The following is a 20,391-nucleotide window of genomic DNA, read 5'->3' as shown; positions in this document are numbered from 1 at the left end:
TTTTGAAAAATAATGTTTTCAAAACCTTTTATTATTTTTAATATCTAGGAAATTATTTCAAAATTCCTTTGTGGATAAATTCAAAAATATCTTTTCCTACTTTTGTATTCTTTACTTCTGCATTATTTGCCTTCGAACGAGCAATTTTAACAGCTTCTAAAAGCTCATCAATACGTGCAATCATATCGTTTTTTTGAGAGGAAGTAACTTTTCCTGAGATATAAACTGTTTCGTATTTACCTACTTGAAAATCAAGATTCAAAAGTTCAGTTTGTGCTGGGTGTTCTTTTGTAGCTTCATATTTCACAATAACCTTTGGACGCTTAACAGTACGAAATTTTACTTCTTCTGGTGTGCGATAAACATTTGTTTTGGTATCAAATTCCCACTTACGAGTTTGATCTAGTGTAGGAATAGCATTATACAAATCTTTCAAACGGTTAATATTGCTTTCCAATGCCAAAAGCGAAGTAGCCGAAAATGTACCAAATTTTTTGTTTCCAATTGTTAGTTCAGCTTTGGCAACATCAGCAGAATTGGTTTCTTCTTTCGAAATATTAGCATCAATTCCTGCAATGATAAGTTCCATTGCCTCCTCCAATTTTTTCTTAACTGTCGTTACCATTTCCTTTGTTTCGTCAGGAATTTCATCAGAGTTTTCTTCTAAAGAAACATAGTGTTTTACCATTCCATCAAAATAAGGGTCATTTTTAGTAAAAGTCTTTTTTGCTTCACCAATTGCTTGATTGGCTTTATTTTTTCTTTCTTGTTCGACAGCTAAAAGCTCGTGTAATTTGTTTGACATAAGTTGTGTGTGTTTAATTTTTTGATAAATAAATTGGATATTTGTTATATGAATTTCTAAACGCCATTATTTTTAGAAAAGTTTCTTTATCTTTCAATTTATGAAAAAAAATCGCTTTTGTTATCTTTTGAAATATTTTTTTAGAATCAATTTTTAGCTTCAATAAAATTTGATTTATAAAACAAACTACTTTAATTTAGAATAAAATTAATAGCTAATAGATTATTTGTTAGATAAATGCCTTTAGAAATCAATTCCAATTTTACTTCTCAACAAGAATCAATCATCGAATCAGAAGGTGATTTGAAAGTCGAAGCTGTGGCTGGTTCTGGAAAAACTACAGCTCTTTTAGAATATGCCAAAAAACGAGAAGGTGAAGGCTTTATGTTGTATCTAGCTTTTAATAGAGCTATAAAAGAAGAGATTTTAAGAAAATTACGACTAAATAATCAAAATCATATTCCGACACTTTGGGTAGAGACAGCGCATTCGTTGGCGTATAGAAGTCTTTTTAAGAAAAAAACATCGCCTTTGATTTTGGATTTATCACTTTCTTCTATCAAAAATTATTTTCATTTATCAGATACTGACACTACAAATAGCTATCTTTTGGCTCGTCATACCAAAGATTTTTTTGATACCTTTTGTCAGAGTACGCACAAAACAATTTCAGCATTTGATTATACTGAAAAGCTCACACCACGAAAAGGACTTTCTTATGCTCAGAAAAATTATGACCAATTAGAAAAACAAGTAAAATGGCTTTTTGATAAAATGAGTGATACCAAAATTCCGATTACACACGATTTTTATCTCAAAAAATATCAACTTTCAAACCCTAAACTTTCCTTTGATTGGATTTTGTTCGATGAAGGACAAGACGCTTCGCCTGTTATGCTAGATATTTTCATGAATCAAGAAGCTACAAAACTGATTGTAGGCGATGAACATCAACAGATTTATGGATGGAGAAGTGCTATTAATTCGCTTTCAAATACAGATTTTCCAAAATTAAATTTACAAAAAAGTTTTCGTTGTCCTGTTGCTGTAACTGATTATGCAAAGGAAGTTGTAGCATGGAAAAAACACATCTTTCCAGATTTTAATAGTAATGACTTTGAAATGATTCCTCGTTCTGTTTTATCAAATCAAGAAACAAATAATCAGAAGAGAACTCATGCAGTCATCGCAAGAACGCATCTAGGACTTATTCAGACAGCAATAGAATGGCTCTTTGAATCTAAAAAGGTAAGTTCAGTAGCCTTTGAAGGAAATTTTGAACAATATCTTCAATTAGATGATGGTTCTTCTATTTCTCAATTAGTAAATCTGAATAACAAAGCGAATCGAAAAAAAGCCTTTTGGCATGATTGGAAACAGATTGAGGAAACAGCAGCAGCTTCTCAAGACCGTTCACTAAAAAGATTAGTAGAGCTTGTCAAAAAATATGGAAATGAACTTCCAAATCTTTTAGAACGACTTCAAAACCGAATTACAGAATCTCACAAGGCTGACATTACTTTCACGACAGCACATAAAGGAAAAGGGTTAGAATGGGATAATGTTTATCTTCAAAATGATTTTGTAAGTGAAAAACAAATCTTGAAAGCGATACAAACAAAAGCAGGAAAGCCAATTTCGGAAGCTAGAAAACAAGCCATTAATGAAGAAATAAATATTCTTTATGTTGCGCTGACACGAGCTAGAGAAGAAGTTAGGAAGATTTGAGAGTAATATTTATTAGAAACTGCAAGAGTAATTTAGCTTAGAACTTTTTAAAGTATTATTTCATTATACTATCATTATTTTCAATAAAACTGAAACAGATAGTTGTATTAAATCGTACCTAATTTACTACGTTTTGTTTTTATTAACTCTTTGTCTATAACCTAATTAAGATATTAAAGTTAGTGTTTTAATCAGAGCTAGTAGAAAAGGAATTGAAAAAATATCCCCATTATGAAAAAATCTACGTCAAAAATTTATTCTCATTTTATAGATAAAAACAAACATGCTCATTTTCTTGCTCAAAAAAGACAAGATTCTATCACCCATGAGATTATAGAAGAAGGTGATGAAGTAGTGTTTTGTAGTGTCTGTAAGTCGGCTTTTATGGTAGATTCTTGGGAATATATTGGTCGTTCACACTGTCATCAGTCTCAGACTCTCAAAAAAGTGCCTGCTTTGCGTGCGCTTTCGTTAGACAGAAAGAAAATTGAGAAAAGGAAAAAAGTAGCCTTTTACAAAAAACATTCTGGAGGAGTTTTGATAGCTATTTTTGTTTTGGGTAGTGTTTTTGGAATGATGGGAATGGCAATCAATGCACTTACTTCGCCAGCAAAATCAATGAGTGTTCAGGGAATTACAATTACAGAAAAGCACTATATAAATAATGGAAAAGAATATTATAAGGTACAAGATTACACAAAAGCTGAAAGTTTTTATATAAAAGCTCTAAACATAAACCCAAGTAATACAGAAGCTTTGCATCTTTTAGAGCAACTTGAAAATGAGTATTTATTAGCTTTGGAAGAAGCAGATCGTTTTTTCAAAATACAGAATTATAAAGATGCAAAATATTGGTATAAAAAAGCTGTAAAGTATAAACCCAATTCAGATTATCCGACAAAACAGCTTTCTCTTATCACACAAGCACAAGCTGAGCCTCCAACGTCATTTATAAACAAAGAAGATTTAGAAACAGAACTATCAAATTCCATTTTGAAAGAATATCCAAAAGAGTGGGAAGAGTTTATAAATAAAGATGAAAAACTCTATTTTTGGGTAGAGAATTTACAAAAAACAGAGCTTCTTTTGAGTTATGAAAGTGGACTTGTGGAGCTTAGAAGTTTACGAGAAAAAGGATTAAAAAATGATAAACAACCAAAATGGCTTATAGAATCAACTCATAAAAACCTAGATAAGGAAGAATTTAAAAGAGTTGATGAAATAAAGGAACAAGATAGTAAAATAGGAAAACTTCTCAATACTTTTCAAGGTGCAAAAATGTCGCAAGCAGTTTTTGTTTATGGAGAATTATTTTTGAGGGAATTTGAAAAACTAAATGATGATGAAAAGGAAAAAATAGATGAAAAAATGTTTAGATATGAATCTATTTCTGTAAACAGTAAAGGAAATAAGATTTATTATTATACTTTAGATACACGAGGAGCAAGACAGGTAAATGAGTTTTCTACATTCCACTTTAAAGAAAATGAAAAAGTAATTTTGAGTGATGATGGAAGATATTTCCTAACTCAAAGCGAAGATAAAATACTTCATTTGTATGATACTAGAAGTAAAGTAGTAATCAAATCTCTACGAACAAATGAACATCAACCATTTCTAAACAATGCCTATTTTGATTTGGAAAGCAACGAAATAGTTGCACATACAGAAAGAGGGGAGAGTAGGTGGAAAATTACAGATTAGAAAGTTGAGAGTATAATTCCTTTTATCAATATTCTATAAACCTATATTGATAAGGTTAAGAACTATTTTTTCTTCTTCACACGAAAGACATAACCCCCTTTAGGAACTACAAAATTATATTCATTGTCATTAATTGCAATGGCAGGATTGTACAAACGAAATTCTTTGTAAGTCATTCCATGTTTTTTTGCCCATTCTGGAACGCTCTCAATATTCTCTGTAATTTTTATTTCATCAAACTCAAAAGTATCATAATATTCATACTCTTCTATACAATAACCATATTTTTTAGGATTTTCTAAGACCATTTTTAAGGCTGCAATTCGAAGTACATAACGAGAGGTTTCTGCATTGAGGAATAAATCGTAATAATTTCGTGTTCCCTGATTATCCATTGCTTTTTCTAAACCTGCCATTCCTCTATTATACGAAGCTGCAACGGCTGCCCATGTTCCAAATTTTTTGTAGGCTTGATTAAAATATTTGGTTGCTGCTACACAAGATTTCAATGGGTCTTGCCTTTCATCGATATTATCATTTACAATTAGTCCAAACTGCTTTCCTGTTTCTTCCAAAAACTGCCATGTTCCTAAAGCATCTCTATTCGATTTTATCATTGGTTCAAGGCTACTTTCTGCAATTGCTAAATAGAAAAAATCTTTATGAATTCCGTATTTTGTAAGGCTGTCTTCCAACGGTTTGCGCCACTTACCCGAACGCTTCAATAAAAGCATCGTATAAGCATGTCCGTATACAATAGAAATAAGTTCTCTATCTAATCGTTCTTTTATGTCTTCGTCTTCTAAAGGAATTCTTTCACCTGCAAACATAACTGTATCGGGTATTTTGATAGGCACAACAGTTTGAATATCGCTAACTTGTTGAGCAACACAAGAAGAAGAAGAAGTGAAAATTATAGCAATTATGATCAATAAAGTAAAATAAGTAGTTTTCAAAGTAGAATAGTATAAATGAGTGAGCTATATAGAAATTTAGTAAGATAAATATAAGAGAAAAATGACTTAAATAGTGTTTTTGGAACACTTTTATTTTTAGTTTAGTATTAAAGTTTCTAAATATAAGACGAGGTATTATTAAAACACAAGAATCAATCTATACTGATAATTTTATAAAATAAAACAGGCTGACCTTTTAAATCAACCTGTATTATAATAGTATCTTTTTGATATCAACAAAATATTAGTTTTGTACTTTAAATATTTTTTGTAATTATACTACTAACTTTTTTAATGAAAAAAACTTCAAAAATTATTGTGCAGGAATACGCAATACTTGACCTGGATAAATCAAACTAGGGTCTTTAAGCATTGGTTGATTTGCTTCAAAAATTATAGGATATGCTTTTACATTATCATAAAACTCTCCTGCAATTTTGGATAGGCTATCCCCTTTTTTGACAGTATAAAATTGAGCTTCTTGCTCTGCTTGTACAACTTCGATTTTATCTTCTACAATAGAAACTCCTTCTACATTTCCGATAGCTAAAATAATTTTTTCACGCTCTGCATTTGTTTGTGTTTTTCCTGTTACAGTCACAGATTGTCCAAAAGAAAGATTCATGTTTTCGATAGGAATATTGAGAGCTACTACTTGATCTCGTAAAGACTCTAATTTAGACTTTTCTACTTTTTGTTCTTCTTCTATGTGCTTTGCAATTTGAGGGTCTGGAGCTTGTCTTTTTTCCTCTTTTTTGCCAAATACTTTTGCTCCTGCTTCTTTAATAAATGAAAATAATCCCATAATGAAAAATAAAAATTAAATCTTGAAAAAATAAGGTTAAAAAATAGAATTGTTAAATCCCATTACAATAAAGCTAAAATATAAGAAAAAGTTTGGTTGTCTGACAATTTTTGTGGAAACACAAAAAGTATTTATATTTAGCAATGGAAAATTTAGAATTATATGAACACTTACTCAATTTGTCTTCTGTAAAAGTAGAAGCTGTTGAATTGACAAAAGACAAAGTTACTATTTCTTGTAAATTATCAACGAGTTCTTGTATTTGTCCTACTTGTGGTCAAGTTAGTTCTCAAGTTCATCAGAGTTATAAACGCATTGTTCGTGATTTAAATTTAATTTCAAGAGAGGTTTATTTATCCATAAAAATACGTCAATTTTACTGTAAAACCTGTACTAGTTATTTTACTGAGTCACTTGATTTTGCAGATGCGAATAAATCTCATACTCATCGTCAAGAAGATTTTATGTTTATGGTGGCTCGGAAACAAAGCTATTCAGAAAGTGCAGTCATTTTAAATGTTCATCCTAAAACGGTTGAGCGTACAGTTTTGTCTCTTTGTAAAGAACGAGTTGATTTAGCCCAACGTTATGCTCAAGTAAAACGTTTAGGAATTGATGAACAAAGCCATAGAAAAGGTAAGAAAGATTATCTATGTGTTTTAACAGATTTAGATAGAGGAACACTAGTAGATATACTAAAAAGTCGCAAAAAAGAAGATTTGATTGCTCATTTTGAGTCGTTAGGTAGTTCCTTCTGTGAGCAAATTACAGATGTTTCTTGTGATTATTGGAGAGGTTATATTAGTGTAGCTCAACACTGTTTTCCTAGTGCAACTATCGTTTTAGATAGATTTCATGTGACTAACTTACTCAATAGTTGTGTTGATAAATTTCGTAAACTGCTCAGAAAGTCAGAAACTGATAACCTAAATTATCGCCGTTTAAAGTGGATTTTATATAAACAATATCATAACTTATCAGACAAGGAATTAATTAACTTACAACTTTGTTTTGAAGATTGTCCCTTGTTAAAAGAAGTCTATTGGAAAAGAGAACAGTTTCATCATATTCTTGATAATAACCAAAAAATAGAAATAGTACTACAAAAAATAGAGGAATGGGTAGGAAGTATGAATGAGGAGCTGAAAAACATCTTTAAATCGTTTACAAATACTTTAAATAGTACAATGGAATATGTAGCCAATTATGTCAAAAATTCATTATCAAATGCTGTAACAGAGGGATTAAATAATCTAATTAGAAGTATAAGAAGAGTCGCATTCGGAATGCCTAACTTTGAGCATCTAAGATGGAGAGCATTAGCTATTTCAAACTAAAACACAAAAATTGTCAGACAACCAAAAGTTTTATAAAACTGCTTATGAATAAATTTTCAAAATCTCTTTTTTCCTGAATTAGTATATTAAAATAGACAGATTTTTCTATTCACTTCTAATTTAGAGGCAAGATATTCTATCTATCATTAAATAAGGTAAATAAATATGTTCTTGTCAGCTAAAGCACTTTAGAAAAACAGGAGTTTTGTTATAGAAAATTTAAAATAAAAGGCGATTTTTCTATTTTGGTTTCACAAAACTATTAAAATATAAAAGAATAGATGTATGTATAGCTAAAGTATAAAAGCTAGGTTGTATTTAATGAAAATAAAATAAAAATCAAAAATCTTAAAAAAATTTTACAAAATCTGTTGTTATTAGAAAAACTTTGTTATTTTTGCCATACAACAAAGTCATTTTATATATTATATTCTTGAATATCATTTTTATATAAAACATAAAAAATGATATTGCTTTAATTAGTTGATTAATTTCTAAAAAGAGAGAAAATACCCCTTATATTTTTATCAAACTATCGAAATTAAAAAAACAAAAATAGAATTATAAAGTGTCTTCACAGGCAAAAAAAGAAATATTTAATTTGAATTTAAAATTGAATACAAATGTCTCTATTAAATATTCCCAGTTATTTTTTAGTAAGAGAAAAATTTTTGCTTTTTTACCCAAAATAACTTGATTTTCACACAAATTTTTTACCGTTATGACAAGATCTGTCAATTTTAGTGAACAACAACTTGCAGAAATTACTGCTCGTTATGAGCGTCGTTTGGCTGCAATTACCAAAGAATCAGAGGATATTCGTGCTGTGCTTGCACGTCTGAAAGGAGAAGAAAGACACAGTAGCCTTAGTGGTAGTGGTGATAGAGGAATGCGTCGTGGACGTATCCAATGGGAGAAGTTTATCCTAGACAAATTACAAGAAAAAAATGAGCTTTTATTCAAATATGAAATGCGTGATTTAGCTTTTGAAGATGACCGTATTGGTGATCGTAGTGCAATACAAGTAGATAGAGCATTGTCTGCGGCACTTTACAAACTCAAAGACCGTATTCAGAGTTACAACGTACCTGGTAAAAAAGGATATGCGTATGGCTTACCAGAATGGTTTGATGCAAAAGGTAAAGCGAAAGAAGAATTTTCAGACAAAGAATGGGATTAATCCTACTTTGTTCTATTTTTATACAAAAAAAGGCTTTCTACTATTCGTATTGGAAAGCCTTTTGCTATTTAAAATAAGTTGTGCACAAAAAAATTAAATTGTTAAATAAGTTATTAATTCTTTCCATTGAAAATAAAATTTAATGATTTGTGTATCTTTGTATATAAGGTATTTACCTTAATAACTAACTAGTTATAAAGCTATTCGTGTCTTTTATTATCATTCCATTTTTTTAATTAATTAATGAATTCTATTTCTACTCTGTATATAAAGTTATTTGGCTCTCTTCTGATTGCACTAGTATTTTTTTCATCATCATCAGCTCAAAATGCTCCTAAGTATAGTAATGAGTTTTTAGCTATTGGGGTAGGGGCAAGAGGACTTGCTATGTCAGGAACCCCTGTGTCTTTCACAGATGATGTAACAGCTGCATATTGGAATCCAGCAGGGCTTTTACGCTCAAGAGAACAGTACGAACTCTCTCTCATGCATGTTTCTTATTTTGGAGGAATTGCCAACTATGATTATGCAGGCTTTTCGGCTGCGATTGATTCTACCAACAGAATTGCTTTTTCAGTTATTCGTTTTGGTATTGATGATATTCCTGATACACGTTTTTTGATAGATGAAAATGGAAATGTAGATTATAATAATGTAGGTTCATTTGCAGAGGCTTCTTATGCTTTTATGTTTTCCTATGCTCGGGCTATGAGTTTGAAAATAAAAGAAAGAGAGGCAACAGAAGAAAAAGAATATAGAGCAGAAAAAAAATATCCTATTTATTTGGGTGCAAATGCAAAAGTAGTACATCGCTCGGCTGGGATTTTTGCTACTTCTTGGGGCTTTGGAATTGATATAGGAATGCAAACACAAATAAAAAATTGGCAAATCGGAATTATGGGACGTGATATTACAGGAACATATAATGCCTATTCTTTCAATAGTGATGCTGTTAGAGAAACGTTTTCTAGAACTGGAAATGAAATTCCGACAAACTCATTAGAAGTAACTCTTCCACGTGTTACACTAGGAGTTTCTTATCCTTGGCGCACTAAAAATCAACAATTTGGAGCTATGGGAAGTTTAGGATTAGAAACTACTTTTGATGGAAAAAGAAATACAGTCATTAAAGGAGATTTTGCCTCTGTTGCACCCACCTTTGGAGTAGAGCTAGATTACAAAAATACAGTTTATTTGCGTGGTGGAATAGGTAACTTTCAGCAAGTTACAGATTTTGACCGTAGTAAATCTTGGACATATCAACCTAACTTTGGCGTAGGGATTGTAGTTAAACAGTTTGTAATTGATTATGCAATTACAAATGCTTTTGACCAATCTGTTGTTCCTTATTCACATGTTTTTTCACTTCGTTTTATGTTTAATCAACAACAAATAAATTCCTTGAAAACATCTAGTAAAAAAGGACAGTAAATTATAGGTATTTTAATTTATAGTATTAGCAAGTAAAGAAATATCACAACGAAAATAAATTTAAGGTTTACAAAATATTCATTCATAGCTATGAACAAACATATATATTCATTTTTATTTGTATTGGGAATACTATTTTCCTTTTCTAATAAAGCAAATGCACAACTTTATTTTCCTCCATCTGATTTTAGTCAGTATATGGATTGGATAGATTATGATAAAGTATATTATAAAATTACTGTCAATGAAGATGGTATATACAGAATTAACTTTCAAGAATTAGTAGATGCAGGAATTCCCGTTTCTCTAAACCCTAGTCGTCTTCAAATGTATTATCACGGAAAAGAGATTCCAATAAAAGTAGAAGGTGAGATTGATGGACGTTTGGATTCGTTAGATTATGTAGAGTTTTATGGAAAAAAAAGAGATAGCGAACATGATAAACTTCTCTACCCCGATCCGAATGGACGACCTACGCCTGAATTTTCTTTATATGGAAATACGTCTGTTTATTTTCTTACTTATACAAAAAGTGTTTCAGAACAAGGATTACGTACTCAAAAGTATTATGAACAAAATACACAAGGCTTAGAAGCTGAACGTTTTCATATTCAAGAAACTCAAAAGTCACTCGCAACTCATTATACTTTTGGACCTCTTTACCCACTAAGTTTTCTTTCGACTGATGGGAGAGGGTGTTTAGTGAGTGATTGGGAAGAGGGAAAAGGCTTTGCAAGTATAATGCTTACAAATGGTCTGAATAATCCTCGTCGTATTGATGTACTACCTGTTGTAGATTATGTGGGAGATAGTTTGGTAGAAGCAGAAGTGGGCATAAGAATAGTCGGACGTATCAATCAGCCTAATAAAGTACGACTAGTTTATAATATGAATTCAATTAGAAGGGTAATCGATGAGGTTGAATTTGAAAATTATCAAGTAGTAGAGCGTTCAGAGTCAGTACCTGATTCTTTGGGTGTTTTTCAAGATGGTTCAATAACAACTATTACAGAAGATTTATATAACTTGACAGGAAGAGGTAGAATAAGTTATTGTGAAGGTTGGACAAAGTATCCACAAGCCACTCGCATGAATGGAGAAAATGCCAAAAGATTTAATTTACAAGCCAACCTACAAGGTAAATCATATCTTGAAATAGAAAATCCTACTTCATCAGTTCGCTTTTTTGATATTACTAATCCTCAAAATGTAATAGAGATTCAAGCAGATAGTGTAGAAGATAAAAGAACAATGATTGTTCCTAATACAGGAACAAGACGAACTATTTATGCTGTTTCAACTGCCAAATCTGTTTCTTTAGCTTCAATATCAAGAGCTAATTTTAGACCTATTACTGCATTTGATGCAGATTATATTATTCTTACTGCCAAAAATTTAAGAGAAGGTTTTGGAGAGTATCCTGACGCTGCACAAGCGTACGCAGATTATCGTGCTAGTCAAGAGGGAGGAAGTTATACACCTCTTATTGTAGAAATAGATCAGCTTTATAATATATTTTCTTATGGTGAAACAAGCCCTCTTTCTATTCGTCGTTTTGCAAATTATATGCTGACAAATGGAGACCCTAAATTTTTATTTATCTTAGGAAAAAGTACAGGAATACTCATTACCAACCCTAATAGCAATAGTATTTTGCCTTATGGCTTTCCAGGTTCTGATCATATGCTTACAGCAGGACTCAGAAATGCTAGTTTAGAGCCTGCACTAGCTACAGCTCGCCTTTCTGCTATCACTCCAAAACAGGTAATAGACTATCTCAATAAGGTAAAAGAACACGAAACTATTGAAGGTGATCAAAGTTGGAGAAAAAAACTTCTTCATCTTAGTGGAGGATATTCTCCTTCTGAACATGCTAGTTTTAAAAGATATGTAGAAGGTTTTGAAAGTATAGCAGAAGGGCAATACTTGGGGGCAGAAGTAACAACACTTTCCAAGAAAACCACTGATTTTGTAGAATTTATTGATATTTCTGATGAAGTTAATGAAGGACTTTCTCTAATTACTTTTTTCGGACATGCAGGTGTAAACTTTACAGATATAGAAGTAGGAAAAGCAAGTGATCCTCGTTTAGGATATGCCAATAAAGGACGTTATCCAATGTTACTAGTCAATGGTTGTGGAACAGGAAACCCTTATGGTGCTCAACCATCTTTAGCTGAAGACTGGACACTTACAGCTGATAAAGGAGCAATTCTTTTTCTTTCTCATGGAGAATTAGGGTTTAGTGGACAACTTCGCCTTTATACACAAACTTTTTATGAAGAGGCTTTTACAGAAAAAGAAAATCTAAATCTTCCCATAGGAGAAGTGATGCAAAAAATGCTACGTACTTATATGGCAAGAAATGGAGTTCAAAACGAAATTGCACGAGCAGCAGCACAACAAATTACACTACATGGTGATCCAGCAGTTCGTCTTATTCCTATCACTAAGCCAGATTATATGATAGACAATTCTCGTGTAAGCCTTGTACCTTCAGAGAACGAAACATTTGTCAATGCAAACAGCGATAAGTTTAGAGTCAAAATTGCTGCTAAGAATTTAGGAATTATGGATTTTAATAATAAAAGAATAACTGTTCGTGTCAGAAGGACATTTCCTGATGGAACAGCAGATTTTTATGCTGTTAAAGATTATCCTTCTATTGCTAGTGAAGATACACTCTATTATGATATTTTTATAGGAGAAGATGTGAAAGCAAAATCAATTGGTCTAAATAAATTTGAAGTTTTTTTAGATTACTTTGAGGAAATTGATGAATCCGACGAAACAAATAACTCAGCTTCTTTTGAGTATTTTATGCAACGTGGAACAATGATTACACTTGCGCCAAAAGAGTATAGCATCGTAAATACGACTTCTCCTACGCTGATTGCTCAAAATAATAATCCATTTACAGACGTAAGAAGCTATGAATACGAGCTTGACACAACACATTTGTTCAATAGTAGCGTGAAAAAATCGATTGTATTACAAGACTATATCACAACTGAATGGAATGTAAGTCTACCTGCTTTGAGAGATAGTACAGTTTATTATTGGCGTGTTCGTTATGCAGAGCCACAAGGAGATGATAATCCTGAATGGGCAACTTCATCTTTTATTTACATTAATAATAGCCCTGCTGGGTGGTCTCAAAGCCATGTGGCTCAATTTGAAAAAGCTACTTTTGAAGGAGTTACTTATACAGAACAGACTCGCAAATGGGAGTTTAAACCTTATGAACTCAATTTCGAAATACAAGCAGCAGGAAGGTTTTCTTCACAAGCAGGAAATTATTATATCAAAATGAATGGTGTCGAATTAGTAAATGGAGATTGTTATAGTAATAGATTAATTGCACTTGCAATAGACCAACGTACAGGAACGATATACAATCCATATCCTAACGAAGCTTGTGGAGCTTCACTAGCAGCAACAGGAATTCCTCCTATCTTCTTTCAGACCAATGAACTCAATGATTATTTTAATAATCTTAGAGAGGGAAGTTATGTAATCATGATGAACTCTGTAACAGTTAGTAGAACAGGCTCACAATTAAATCGTCTTGTAGAATTAGGTCTTTCTGCTGAACAAAATGCTACATTGAGAGCATTGCCAGATGGGTCTGCATTCATAATAGTAGGTAGAAAAGGTGCGCCAGCAGGGAGTGCAATGATTGTAAATCTAAAAACTCGTAACGATGTAATCAATGAAACATTCACAATTTCAGGTATTTCAGATAAAGGAATTGTAACATCATCATTAATTGGTCCTGCTGCTGACTGGGGAAATATGTTTAGAAAAGTACGTGCAAGTGGAAATGACAAATGGAAAATAGATGTATTAGGAGAAAACTTCACAGGTTCTCAAAGTATTCTTGCTCAAGATGTAACTCAAGATAATTTTCAACTTAGTCAGATAAATGCTAATCAATATCCATATTTGAGATTACGTGCAACTCTTAGTGATTCAATAGATCAAACTTCTCCACAACTAGATCGTTGGCAAGTTATTTATAGAGAAGTTCCTGAGGGAATTTTATTGTATGATACACTTTCTTATCGTCAAAATACAAATCTTCAAGTTTCGGCTGGCGATTCGGTAGATATTCGTTTCCGTTTTCGTAATATTTCAGGCAATGACTTTGTAAGTCCTTTGGTTGTTCGTTATACTGTCAGAAATGCTACAACAGGAATTACAACAGAATCCTATGACACATTAAGTTCTTTAGCTAGGAATGAAGAGCTTTTGTTTGATGCAAAGTTTTATTCATTAGAGTATTTTGGAGATAATTTATTGACCGTATTTATAAATCCAAGAATACAGGGCGAACAGCTTTATGAAAACAATATCTTGCAAGCTAATTTTACTGTAATACCTGATAATGTAAACCCAGTTTTAGATGTTGCTTTTGATGGAATTAAAATTATGGATGGAGACGTAATTTCACCGACACCTCTTATTTCTATCCAACTTCGTGATGAAAATAAGTTTTTAGTACGACAAGATACTGTTGGAATAAATCTTTATTTGAGTAAATGTGATAGTTGTGAACGAGTAAGGTTGAACTATGATGGACAAAATGTACAGTATTTTGCTTCACAGGATAATAATTTCCGTTTAGAATATCGTCCTGAGCGTTTGGAAGATGGAAAATATACATTATCTGTAGAAGCACAAGATGTAAGTGGAAATAAAGCAGGTGCAGAAGATTATAAAGTTAATTTTGAGGTAATTAATAAATCAACTTTAACTCATTTCTATCCATATCCAAATCCATTTTCTACCAAAATGCACTTTGTATTTACACTAACAGGTGCAGAAGTTCCTGATGATATTCGTATTCAGATTATGACTATTACAGGAAAAATAGTCAGAACGATTACAAAAGACGAACTAGGAGCAATCCGAATCGGAGACAATGTTACTGACTTTACATGGGACGGAACAGATGAGTATGGTGATAAACTTGCTAATGGCGTCTATCTTTATAAAGTAGATATTCGTGATAATCAACTTAATTTTGAACACAGAGAAACAGCAAAAGATAATCTGTTCAAGAAAAATATAGGTAAAATATATATTATGAGATAAATTTTTTAGTGCTGAAATAACGTTAAAGGTATTTAGATAAATTATATATTAATCAGACAGTCTCTAGATTGTCTGATTTTTCTTTTTAATAGGTTTTTATTTAATGATTTCTTCTTTGTGTATTTTAATGATTACAAATGTAACAAACAAACTCACTTAAGTTTGAGTTTACTGATTATCCACAGCCTTTATTTAGTAATTTTGGCATAGAGTAAAGTAAAAATATATGATAATTGCTAAGACTGAGTTTACATTAAATATTTTATAGACTAATAGAAAAAATTAATTTATTTTAAAGATATGTTACAAGCCAAAAAGCTCCCAAAATCATTTTATACTCGTTCTGATGTTGTTCAAATTGCTAGAGAGCTGTTAGGAAAGTATTTAGTAACTGATATAAATGATAAAATCACAGTTGGCAAAATAGTAGAAACAGAAGCTTATTGTGGTGCGATTGATAAAGCCTGTCATGCACATCTGAATAAGAAAACAGAGCGCACCAAAATTATGTTTGAGGAAGGGGGTGTGGCGTATGTATATTTAGTATATGGAATGTACAAACTTTTCAATATTGTAACCAATGAGTATGGAAAAGCTGATGCTGTTTTGATTCGTGCTCTTGAACCTATTGAGGGAGTCGAAACGATGTTAGAACGTAGAAAAATGGAGAAAATCAAAGATAAAGATGGAAAGCTCAAATTAAAACGAAACCTCACAGCAGGACCTGGAGTTCTTTCTATTGCAATGGGAATTGACCTTTTTGATTATGGACAAGATTTGACAGAAAATCGTATTTGGATAGAAGATAGAAGAGAAATAATTGAAGAGAATGAAATTATTGCATCTGCTCGTGTCAATATTGATTATGCTCAAGAAGATAAAGATTTGCCTTGGCGTTTTCGTGTCAAAAACAATAAATGGACAAGCCCTGCAAAGTAAGTGATTTTATTTATGATTTGAATGCAGACGACTAAATGTTTCGGGAGTCATTCGAAGATAAGCTGCAATATATTTATGAGGAATTTCTTGAAAAAGTTGTGGACTTCGTTCATAAACACGCTTATAACGTTCAATAGGGGAATTATTTAATAAATCAACTTCTCTTTCCAATTGTTGTAAAACAAGTTCTTCTAAAAGCATACGCCAAAGGTTTGTGTATTCTGTACTTGATAAAAGGAAATCTTTAAAATCAGTTGCATTTATCCGAACCACTTTTGATTTTCGGATTGCTTCAATAGAATAAATAGTAGGAACATTTCTAAAAAAAGAATCCAAAACCGTAACAAGCGAACCACGATATGCAAAACGAGTAGTATGGATTTCATTTTCACTTTCTACACAAATTCTTAATGCACCACTTTCTACATAATAAATCCAATTATCAATATTGCCTGTCTGAACAAGCATTTCATTTCTTGATAGAATAATCTCTTTGTCCCATAAATCAGGATTTTTTCTATCTATTGCTGCTTTGAGTATTTGTATTGGATTCATAAATGATTATGTAACAACTTGTTGAGGGTTTAAAGATAAGAGTATCAAGGGGCAGTGATGATGAAGTCTCAACAAGGTTTTTTAAAAAACTTGTTTATGGCAAAATTTCATCAATAAAACCAACTCTCAGACACTTTTGAACAAATTTGCCCCTTAACAAAGTTAAAGTGTCTAAATAAGAATGAAACAATCTCAAAATGGTTGTATTCTGTTGTTTTTAAAGTTTGCTTTTACTCTTCCTCTTTTGCCCAAGCCGATTGCATACCCGAATTTACCATATTCGAAGTAGCACGACTGATAAGCTGACCTGTTGCTGAATGATGAATTTCTGCTGAAAAGTTTATCATTGTTTTTCCTTTTCTGACCAAAATAGTTTTTGCAATTACTTTATCACCTATTTTTGCTTGTCCTAAAAAATCAACAGTCAGATTTACTGACAAATAAACCTGTGGAAGACCCAATGAAAAACAAGACATTCCGATAAGGTCATCCATGATAGCCGAATGAATTCCACCATGTAAAATACCTACAGGGTTTGTCATTTCTTCACGTACTTCATATTCCATTTCCATTTCTCCTTCGTTTGCAGAAATAAGTCTTCCGTCAAGCCATTGAGAAAGAGGTGGGTTCATTGCTCCTAGTTTTTTTCCTTCTTGCGACTTTATCATCGCCAAAATTGGATTCATAATTTTATATTTTAAGTTTAATTTTCGTATTTACTGCAAAAATACCGTTTTATTTTAGCTTTATAGTTTAACTTATCTAAAATGACAAAAACATTCTTATTCGAATCAAAAACTGTATTTTTGTCAGAAATTAGTATTGATTATTTTTTATAGACGTAGCTGAACGTGAAAAAATTACGTAATTATATTTTTTTGAAGGATATTTTACTTCTTGCTCTAACTGCTTTTGGAGGTCCTCAAGCACATATAGCTATGTTTTTGGATATTTTGGTAGTCAAACGAGGATATTTAACAGAAGCCGAACTCATTGAGCTAAATGCCCTTTGTCAGATTTTGCCAGGTCCTACTTCTACTCAAACTCTGATGGCTGTAGGCTACAAACGAGGAGGAACATATCTTGCTTTTTGGACACTTTTAGTTTGGATTTTGCCTGCAACAATTCTGATGACTACTGCTGCCATTGGACTGGCTTATATTCAAAAACAAGAAATTTCATTAGATTTTACTCGTTTTATTCAACCTATGGCAATTGGTTTTGTGTCTTTTGCTGCGCTGCGAATTTCTCGTAAGGTGGTCAAGACAAAGACTGCTTTCATACTCATGATTTTGGCTGGAATAACTTCTTATTTTTATCGAACGCCTTGGGTTTTTCCTCTGATTTTGATTGCTGGTGGGTTAGTAACAGCCATAAAATTTGATAAAGAAGAAAAAGAAGAAAAACAAAAGTTTGATATTCGGTGGCGTTTCTTGATTTTGTACGGAGGTGTTTTTATTGGTGTGGCTATTTTAGGAAATGCTACAAAAGGCGTTTTGTTACTTATTTTTGAAAATTTTTATAGAAATGGAAGTCTTATTTTTGGAGGTGGACAGGTTCTTATTCCTGTGCTTTATACTGAGTTTGTAACTTTCAAACAGTTCTTGACTGCCGATGAGTTTTTGTCTGGTTATGCGCTTGTACAAGCTGTGCCAGGTCCTGTGTTTTCGTTTGCTGCCTTTGTAGGTGCGCTGACGATGTACAAGCGTCTTTCTTGGTTGCAAACCTCTTTTTTAGCTAGTTCTGGCTATTTTGGAACTTTCTTTAGTGGTGCTTTTGGAGGAGCTTTCGGAGGAATTTTGGGTGGAATACTAGGAGGTTTTACAGCTTCAATAGCCGTTTTTTTACCTGGAATGTTTTTGATTTTCTTTGTTATTCGTTTTTGGGAACAACTCAAAAAATACCGTCCTGTAAAGGCTTCTTTAGAAGGAATAAATGGCGCAAGTGCAGGTTTAGTAATTGCAGGAGCTTTTTTGCTTTTAGAACCTATCGAAAAATCGCCTGTTAATGTTAGTATTATGCTCACTACTTTTCTGATTCTTCAATTTACAAAAATACCTGCTCCTTTTTTGATTTTGATAGGACTTTTAATTGGGTTTATTTTTTGATTCTTTTGTCGTTGTTGGGGAGATCAACAATGGAGAGGTGAGTACAAATGAAATTTTCAATTATTTATAGCGTTTTTCTTTTGTATAAAACTTTGTTAGTAGTCTGTTAGACTATCACAATAGTTTCAAACACAATCAGAACTACTATCAAAGTTTAATGAACCTATCAATTATTTTTCTATGAAAAATCTAACCCTACTTTTCCTTTTATTCTTCCAAACTCTCTCTCTAGCTTTTGCAAACGGAGGAGTTGTAGATGAAAATTATTTCAAAAAAACGGGCAATATTCGTTTACTTCAAAAAGCTGATATTTCACTTTTGAAAGAAGATTTGAGAATAAAAATAGTAAGTGATACTACGTTTATTGAAGTTACTTATTTTTTGAAAAATAATGGAAATACGCAGTCTGTCCATTATGGTTTTCCTGTGGATATTTACGAAACGGAGTACACAGTAAATCCTTATGTAGGTGTTTTGTATTTTGATGTTGAGGTTAATAATATACCTAAAAAATATGCTTATTGGAGAGTGAATGATGCCTATGAAAGTAATAAATATAACGAAGAAAATAATAAAAAGTACACTTCCAAAGTAGATAGACAATGGTATGCACTAAAATTAGATTTTGAAAAAGAAAAGACACAAACTTTAACTATAAAATATGCTGTCCGAAATTATGCTAGTGATTATTATTATGGATTCGGATTTATTCCTACGCCTTCTGAAAGGCAATTTGTTTATGACTTGTTTCCTTCAAGTAGTTGGGCAGATGGGATTGTAAAAGATTTTTCTGTAACAATGGATTTATCAGATTTATATCAACATAAATGCAATCCAAAAATTGAAGGTTTAGAAAATCTAAAAAACGAAAAGGGAATTTATACTTTTCAAACTCAAAATTTTGACCTCAAGAAATGTTCTTATTTAGCTGTTATTTACAATAATCAAAGAAGAGTAATTGCAAATAATTTGAAGAGAGAATATGAATTTTTTCCAATTACATCAATTTCTTCATCAGCCGAAAATGCAGAATATTTGATTGATAATGATCCAAACACAGTTTGGAAAGGGAAAGAAGGAGATTGGATAAAAATAAAACTTCCTAAAGTCTTGACTTACATAAAAGACAAAAATGGAAAAACAAAAAGTAAAATTATATATCCTATGGGAATCGGTTTTTTGAATGGAGATTATTCTTCAAAAGAAAATTTTGATAGTACAGGGAAGATAAAGAAAATGTTATTTCAAGTAAATGGAATAACTATTATCAATTATGATGATGCAGATGCAGTTATAAATGCTATAAAACTAAAGAACACTTGTTTTCTATCTCATTTTGATACTACTTCTATATATGAACATTTGGTAACACCTTTTGGAGAACATTTTTGGAATTATATTGCTGATGATGGAAATGAAAGAGCTGTAAAACTATTAGATAAAATTAATGAAGAATATTTTCATACCTTTTACATTCAAATAAAAAAATCAGATAGAGAAAATAAAGAAGTTGCTCTTTCAGATTTACATATTTTTAGATACAAGAAAAATAGTAGAAAGCATTTGCCTTATTAAACCAATAAAAAGGAATTGTGCTTATTTCTTAAAATGATAAAAGCATAACTGAACAGTTAAAAAATAAGGATTTGCTAAAAATAATCATTTCTGACTAACAAACCACATACTGCTCAATTTTCACTTTCTTGATGAATGATTCCTAAAAAATAAAGTTACTGTTAAAAAATT

At 31.6% G+C, this 20,391-nt stretch carries 14 protein-coding genes; 9 read left to right on the top strand and 5 right to left on the bottom strand.

The window, feature by feature from the left end; all coding sequences use genetic code 11:
• Positions 1–52 precede the first annotated feature (52 nt).
• Positions 53–805, bottom strand: a complete 753-nt coding sequence (locus V9L05_RS07280) for a hypothetical protein (protein WP_338793858.1) — start codon at positions 803–805, stop codon at positions 53–55.
• Between the two features lie 237 nt (positions 806–1,042).
• Here V9L05_RS07280 and V9L05_RS07275 point away from each other — a divergent pair, with 237 nt between their 5' ends.
• Positions 1,043–2,533 (top strand): UvrD-helicase domain-containing protein, encoded by a 1,491-nt coding sequence (locus V9L05_RS07275; RefSeq protein ID WP_338814957.1) that lies wholly within the window; start codon positions 1,043–1,045, stop codon positions 2,531–2,533.
• A 231-nt stretch (positions 2,534–2,764) separates the two neighbouring features.
• Positions 2,765–4,237: a hypothetical protein gene (locus V9L05_RS07270; protein ID WP_338814956.1), complete on the top strand. Its 1,473-nt coding sequence runs from the start codon at positions 2,765–2,767 to the stop codon at positions 4,235–4,237.
• Between the two features lie 62 nt (positions 4,238–4,299).
• Here V9L05_RS07270 and V9L05_RS07265 read toward each other — a convergent pair whose 3' ends face one another.
• Both V9L05_RS07265 and lysM read right to left on the bottom strand, forming a co-directional pair.
• On the bottom strand, positions 4,300–5,193 hold the full coding sequence (locus V9L05_RS07265; RefSeq protein WP_338814955.1) for a lytic transglycosylase domain-containing protein: 894 nt from the start codon (positions 5,191–5,193) through the stop codon (positions 4,300–4,302).
• A gap of 313 nt (positions 5,194–5,506) precedes the next feature.
• Positions 5,507–5,998, bottom strand: coding sequence for a peptidoglycan-binding protein LysM (lysM, locus tag V9L05_RS07260; protein WP_338814954.1), 492 nt, complete (start codon positions 5,996–5,998; stop codon positions 5,507–5,509).
• A 143-nt stretch (positions 5,999–6,141) separates the two neighbouring features.
• Here lysM and V9L05_RS07255 point away from each other — a divergent pair, with 143 nt between their 5' ends.
• The 5 genes from V9L05_RS07255 to V9L05_RS07235 all read left to right on the top strand — a co-directional run bounded on the left by V9L05_RS07255 (position 6,142) and on the right by V9L05_RS07235 (position 15,982).
• Positions 6,142–7,335, top strand: coding sequence for an ISL3 family transposase (locus V9L05_RS07255; protein WP_338812543.1), 1,194 nt, complete (start codon positions 6,142–6,144; stop codon positions 7,333–7,335).
• 721 nt (positions 7,336–8,056) lie between these two features.
• The gene (locus V9L05_RS07250) at positions 8,057–8,515 is read left to right on the top strand and encodes a hypothetical protein (protein WP_338793865.1); all 459 of its coding nucleotides are present in this window, start codon (positions 8,057–8,059) and stop codon (positions 8,513–8,515) included.
• 243 nt (positions 8,516–8,758) lie between these two features.
• Positions 8,759–9,946, top strand: a complete 1,188-nt coding sequence (locus V9L05_RS07245; RefSeq protein WP_338793866.1) for a hypothetical protein — start codon at positions 8,759–8,761, stop codon at positions 9,944–9,946.
• A gap of 90 nt (positions 9,947–10,036) precedes the next feature.
• Entirely contained in the window at positions 10,037–15,043 is a 5,007-nt protein-coding gene (locus V9L05_RS07240) for a C25 family cysteine peptidase (RefSeq protein WP_338814953.1), read from the top strand.
• Positions 15,044–15,343: 300 nt separating this feature from the next.
• Positions 15,344–15,982, top strand: coding sequence for a DNA-3-methyladenine glycosylase (locus V9L05_RS07235; RefSeq protein ID WP_338793868.1), 639 nt, complete (start codon positions 15,344–15,346; stop codon positions 15,980–15,982).
• A 6-nt stretch (positions 15,983–15,988) separates the two neighbouring features.
• Here V9L05_RS07235 and V9L05_RS07230 read toward each other — a convergent pair whose 3' ends face one another.
• Complete coding sequence (locus V9L05_RS07230; RefSeq protein ID WP_338814952.1) at positions 15,989–16,537, bottom strand: Crp/Fnr family transcriptional regulator; 549 nt, start codon at positions 16,535–16,537, stop codon at positions 15,989–15,991.
• A 230-nt stretch (positions 16,538–16,767) separates the two neighbouring features.
• Complete coding sequence (locus V9L05_RS07225) at positions 16,768–17,223, bottom strand: PaaI family thioesterase (RefSeq protein WP_338814951.1); 456 nt, start codon at positions 17,221–17,223, stop codon at positions 16,768–16,770.
• 165 nt (positions 17,224–17,388) lie between these two features.
• Here V9L05_RS07225 and V9L05_RS07220 point away from each other — a divergent pair, with 165 nt between their 5' ends.
• Both V9L05_RS07220 and V9L05_RS07215 read left to right on the top strand, forming a co-directional pair.
• Positions 17,389–18,645 (top strand): chromate transporter, encoded by a 1,257-nt coding sequence (locus V9L05_RS07220; RefSeq protein WP_338793871.1) that lies wholly within the window; start codon positions 17,389–17,391, stop codon positions 18,643–18,645.
• Between the two features lie 180 nt (positions 18,646–18,825).
• Positions 18,826–20,220, top strand: a complete 1,395-nt coding sequence (locus V9L05_RS07215; protein WP_338814950.1) for a hypothetical protein — start codon at positions 18,826–18,828, stop codon at positions 20,218–20,220.
• Positions 20,221–20,391 lie beyond the last annotated feature (171 nt).

The sequence above is a fragment of the Bernardetia sp. Wsw4-3y2 genome (assembly GCF_037126295.1).
Classification (GTDB): Bacteria; Bacteroidota; Bacteroidia; order Cytophagales; family Bernardetiaceae; genus Bernardetia.
Note: the sequence above shows the minus strand (reverse complement) of the source record. Positions and strands in the feature narration are given on the sequence as shown.

Coding starts and splice junctions, on each gene's coding strand:
- V9L05_RS07245 (WP_338793866.1), top strand. CDS start 8,759: ATGAATTCTATTTCTACTCTGTATATAAAGTTATTTGGCTCTCTTCTG.
- lysM (WP_338814954.1), bottom strand. CDS start 5,998: ATGGGATTATTTTCATTTATTAAAGAAGCAGGAGCAAAAGTATTTGGC.
- V9L05_RS07275 (WP_338814957.1), top strand. CDS start 1,043: ATGCCTTTAGAAATCAATTCCAATTTTACTTCTCAACAAGAATCAATC.
- V9L05_RS07250 (WP_338793865.1), top strand. CDS start 8,057: ATGACAAGATCTGTCAATTTTAGTGAACAACAACTTGCAGAAATTACT.
- V9L05_RS07280 (WP_338793858.1), bottom strand. CDS start 805: ATGTCAAACAAATTACACGAGCTTTTAGCTGTCGAACAAGAAAGAAAA.
- V9L05_RS07270 (WP_338814956.1), top strand. CDS start 2,765: ATGAAAAAATCTACGTCAAAAATTTATTCTCATTTTATAGATAAAAAC.
- V9L05_RS07240 (WP_338814953.1), top strand. CDS start 10,037: ATGAACAAACATATATATTCATTTTTATTTGTATTGGGAATACTATTT.
- V9L05_RS07230 (WP_338814952.1), bottom strand. CDS start 16,537: ATGAATCCAATACAAATACTCAAAGCAGCAATAGATAGAAAAAATCCT.
- V9L05_RS07235 (WP_338793868.1), top strand. CDS start 15,344: ATGTTACAAGCCAAAAAGCTCCCAAAATCATTTTATACTCGTTCTGAT.
- V9L05_RS07225 (WP_338814951.1), bottom strand. CDS start 17,223: ATGAATCCAATTTTGGCGATGATAAAGTCGCAAGAAGGAAAAAAACTA.
- V9L05_RS07215 (WP_338814950.1), top strand. CDS start 18,826: ATGAAAAATCTAACCCTACTTTTCCTTTTATTCTTCCAAACTCTCTCT.
- V9L05_RS07255 (WP_338812543.1), top strand. CDS start 6,142: ATGGAAAATTTAGAATTATATGAACACTTACTCAATTTGTCTTCTGTA.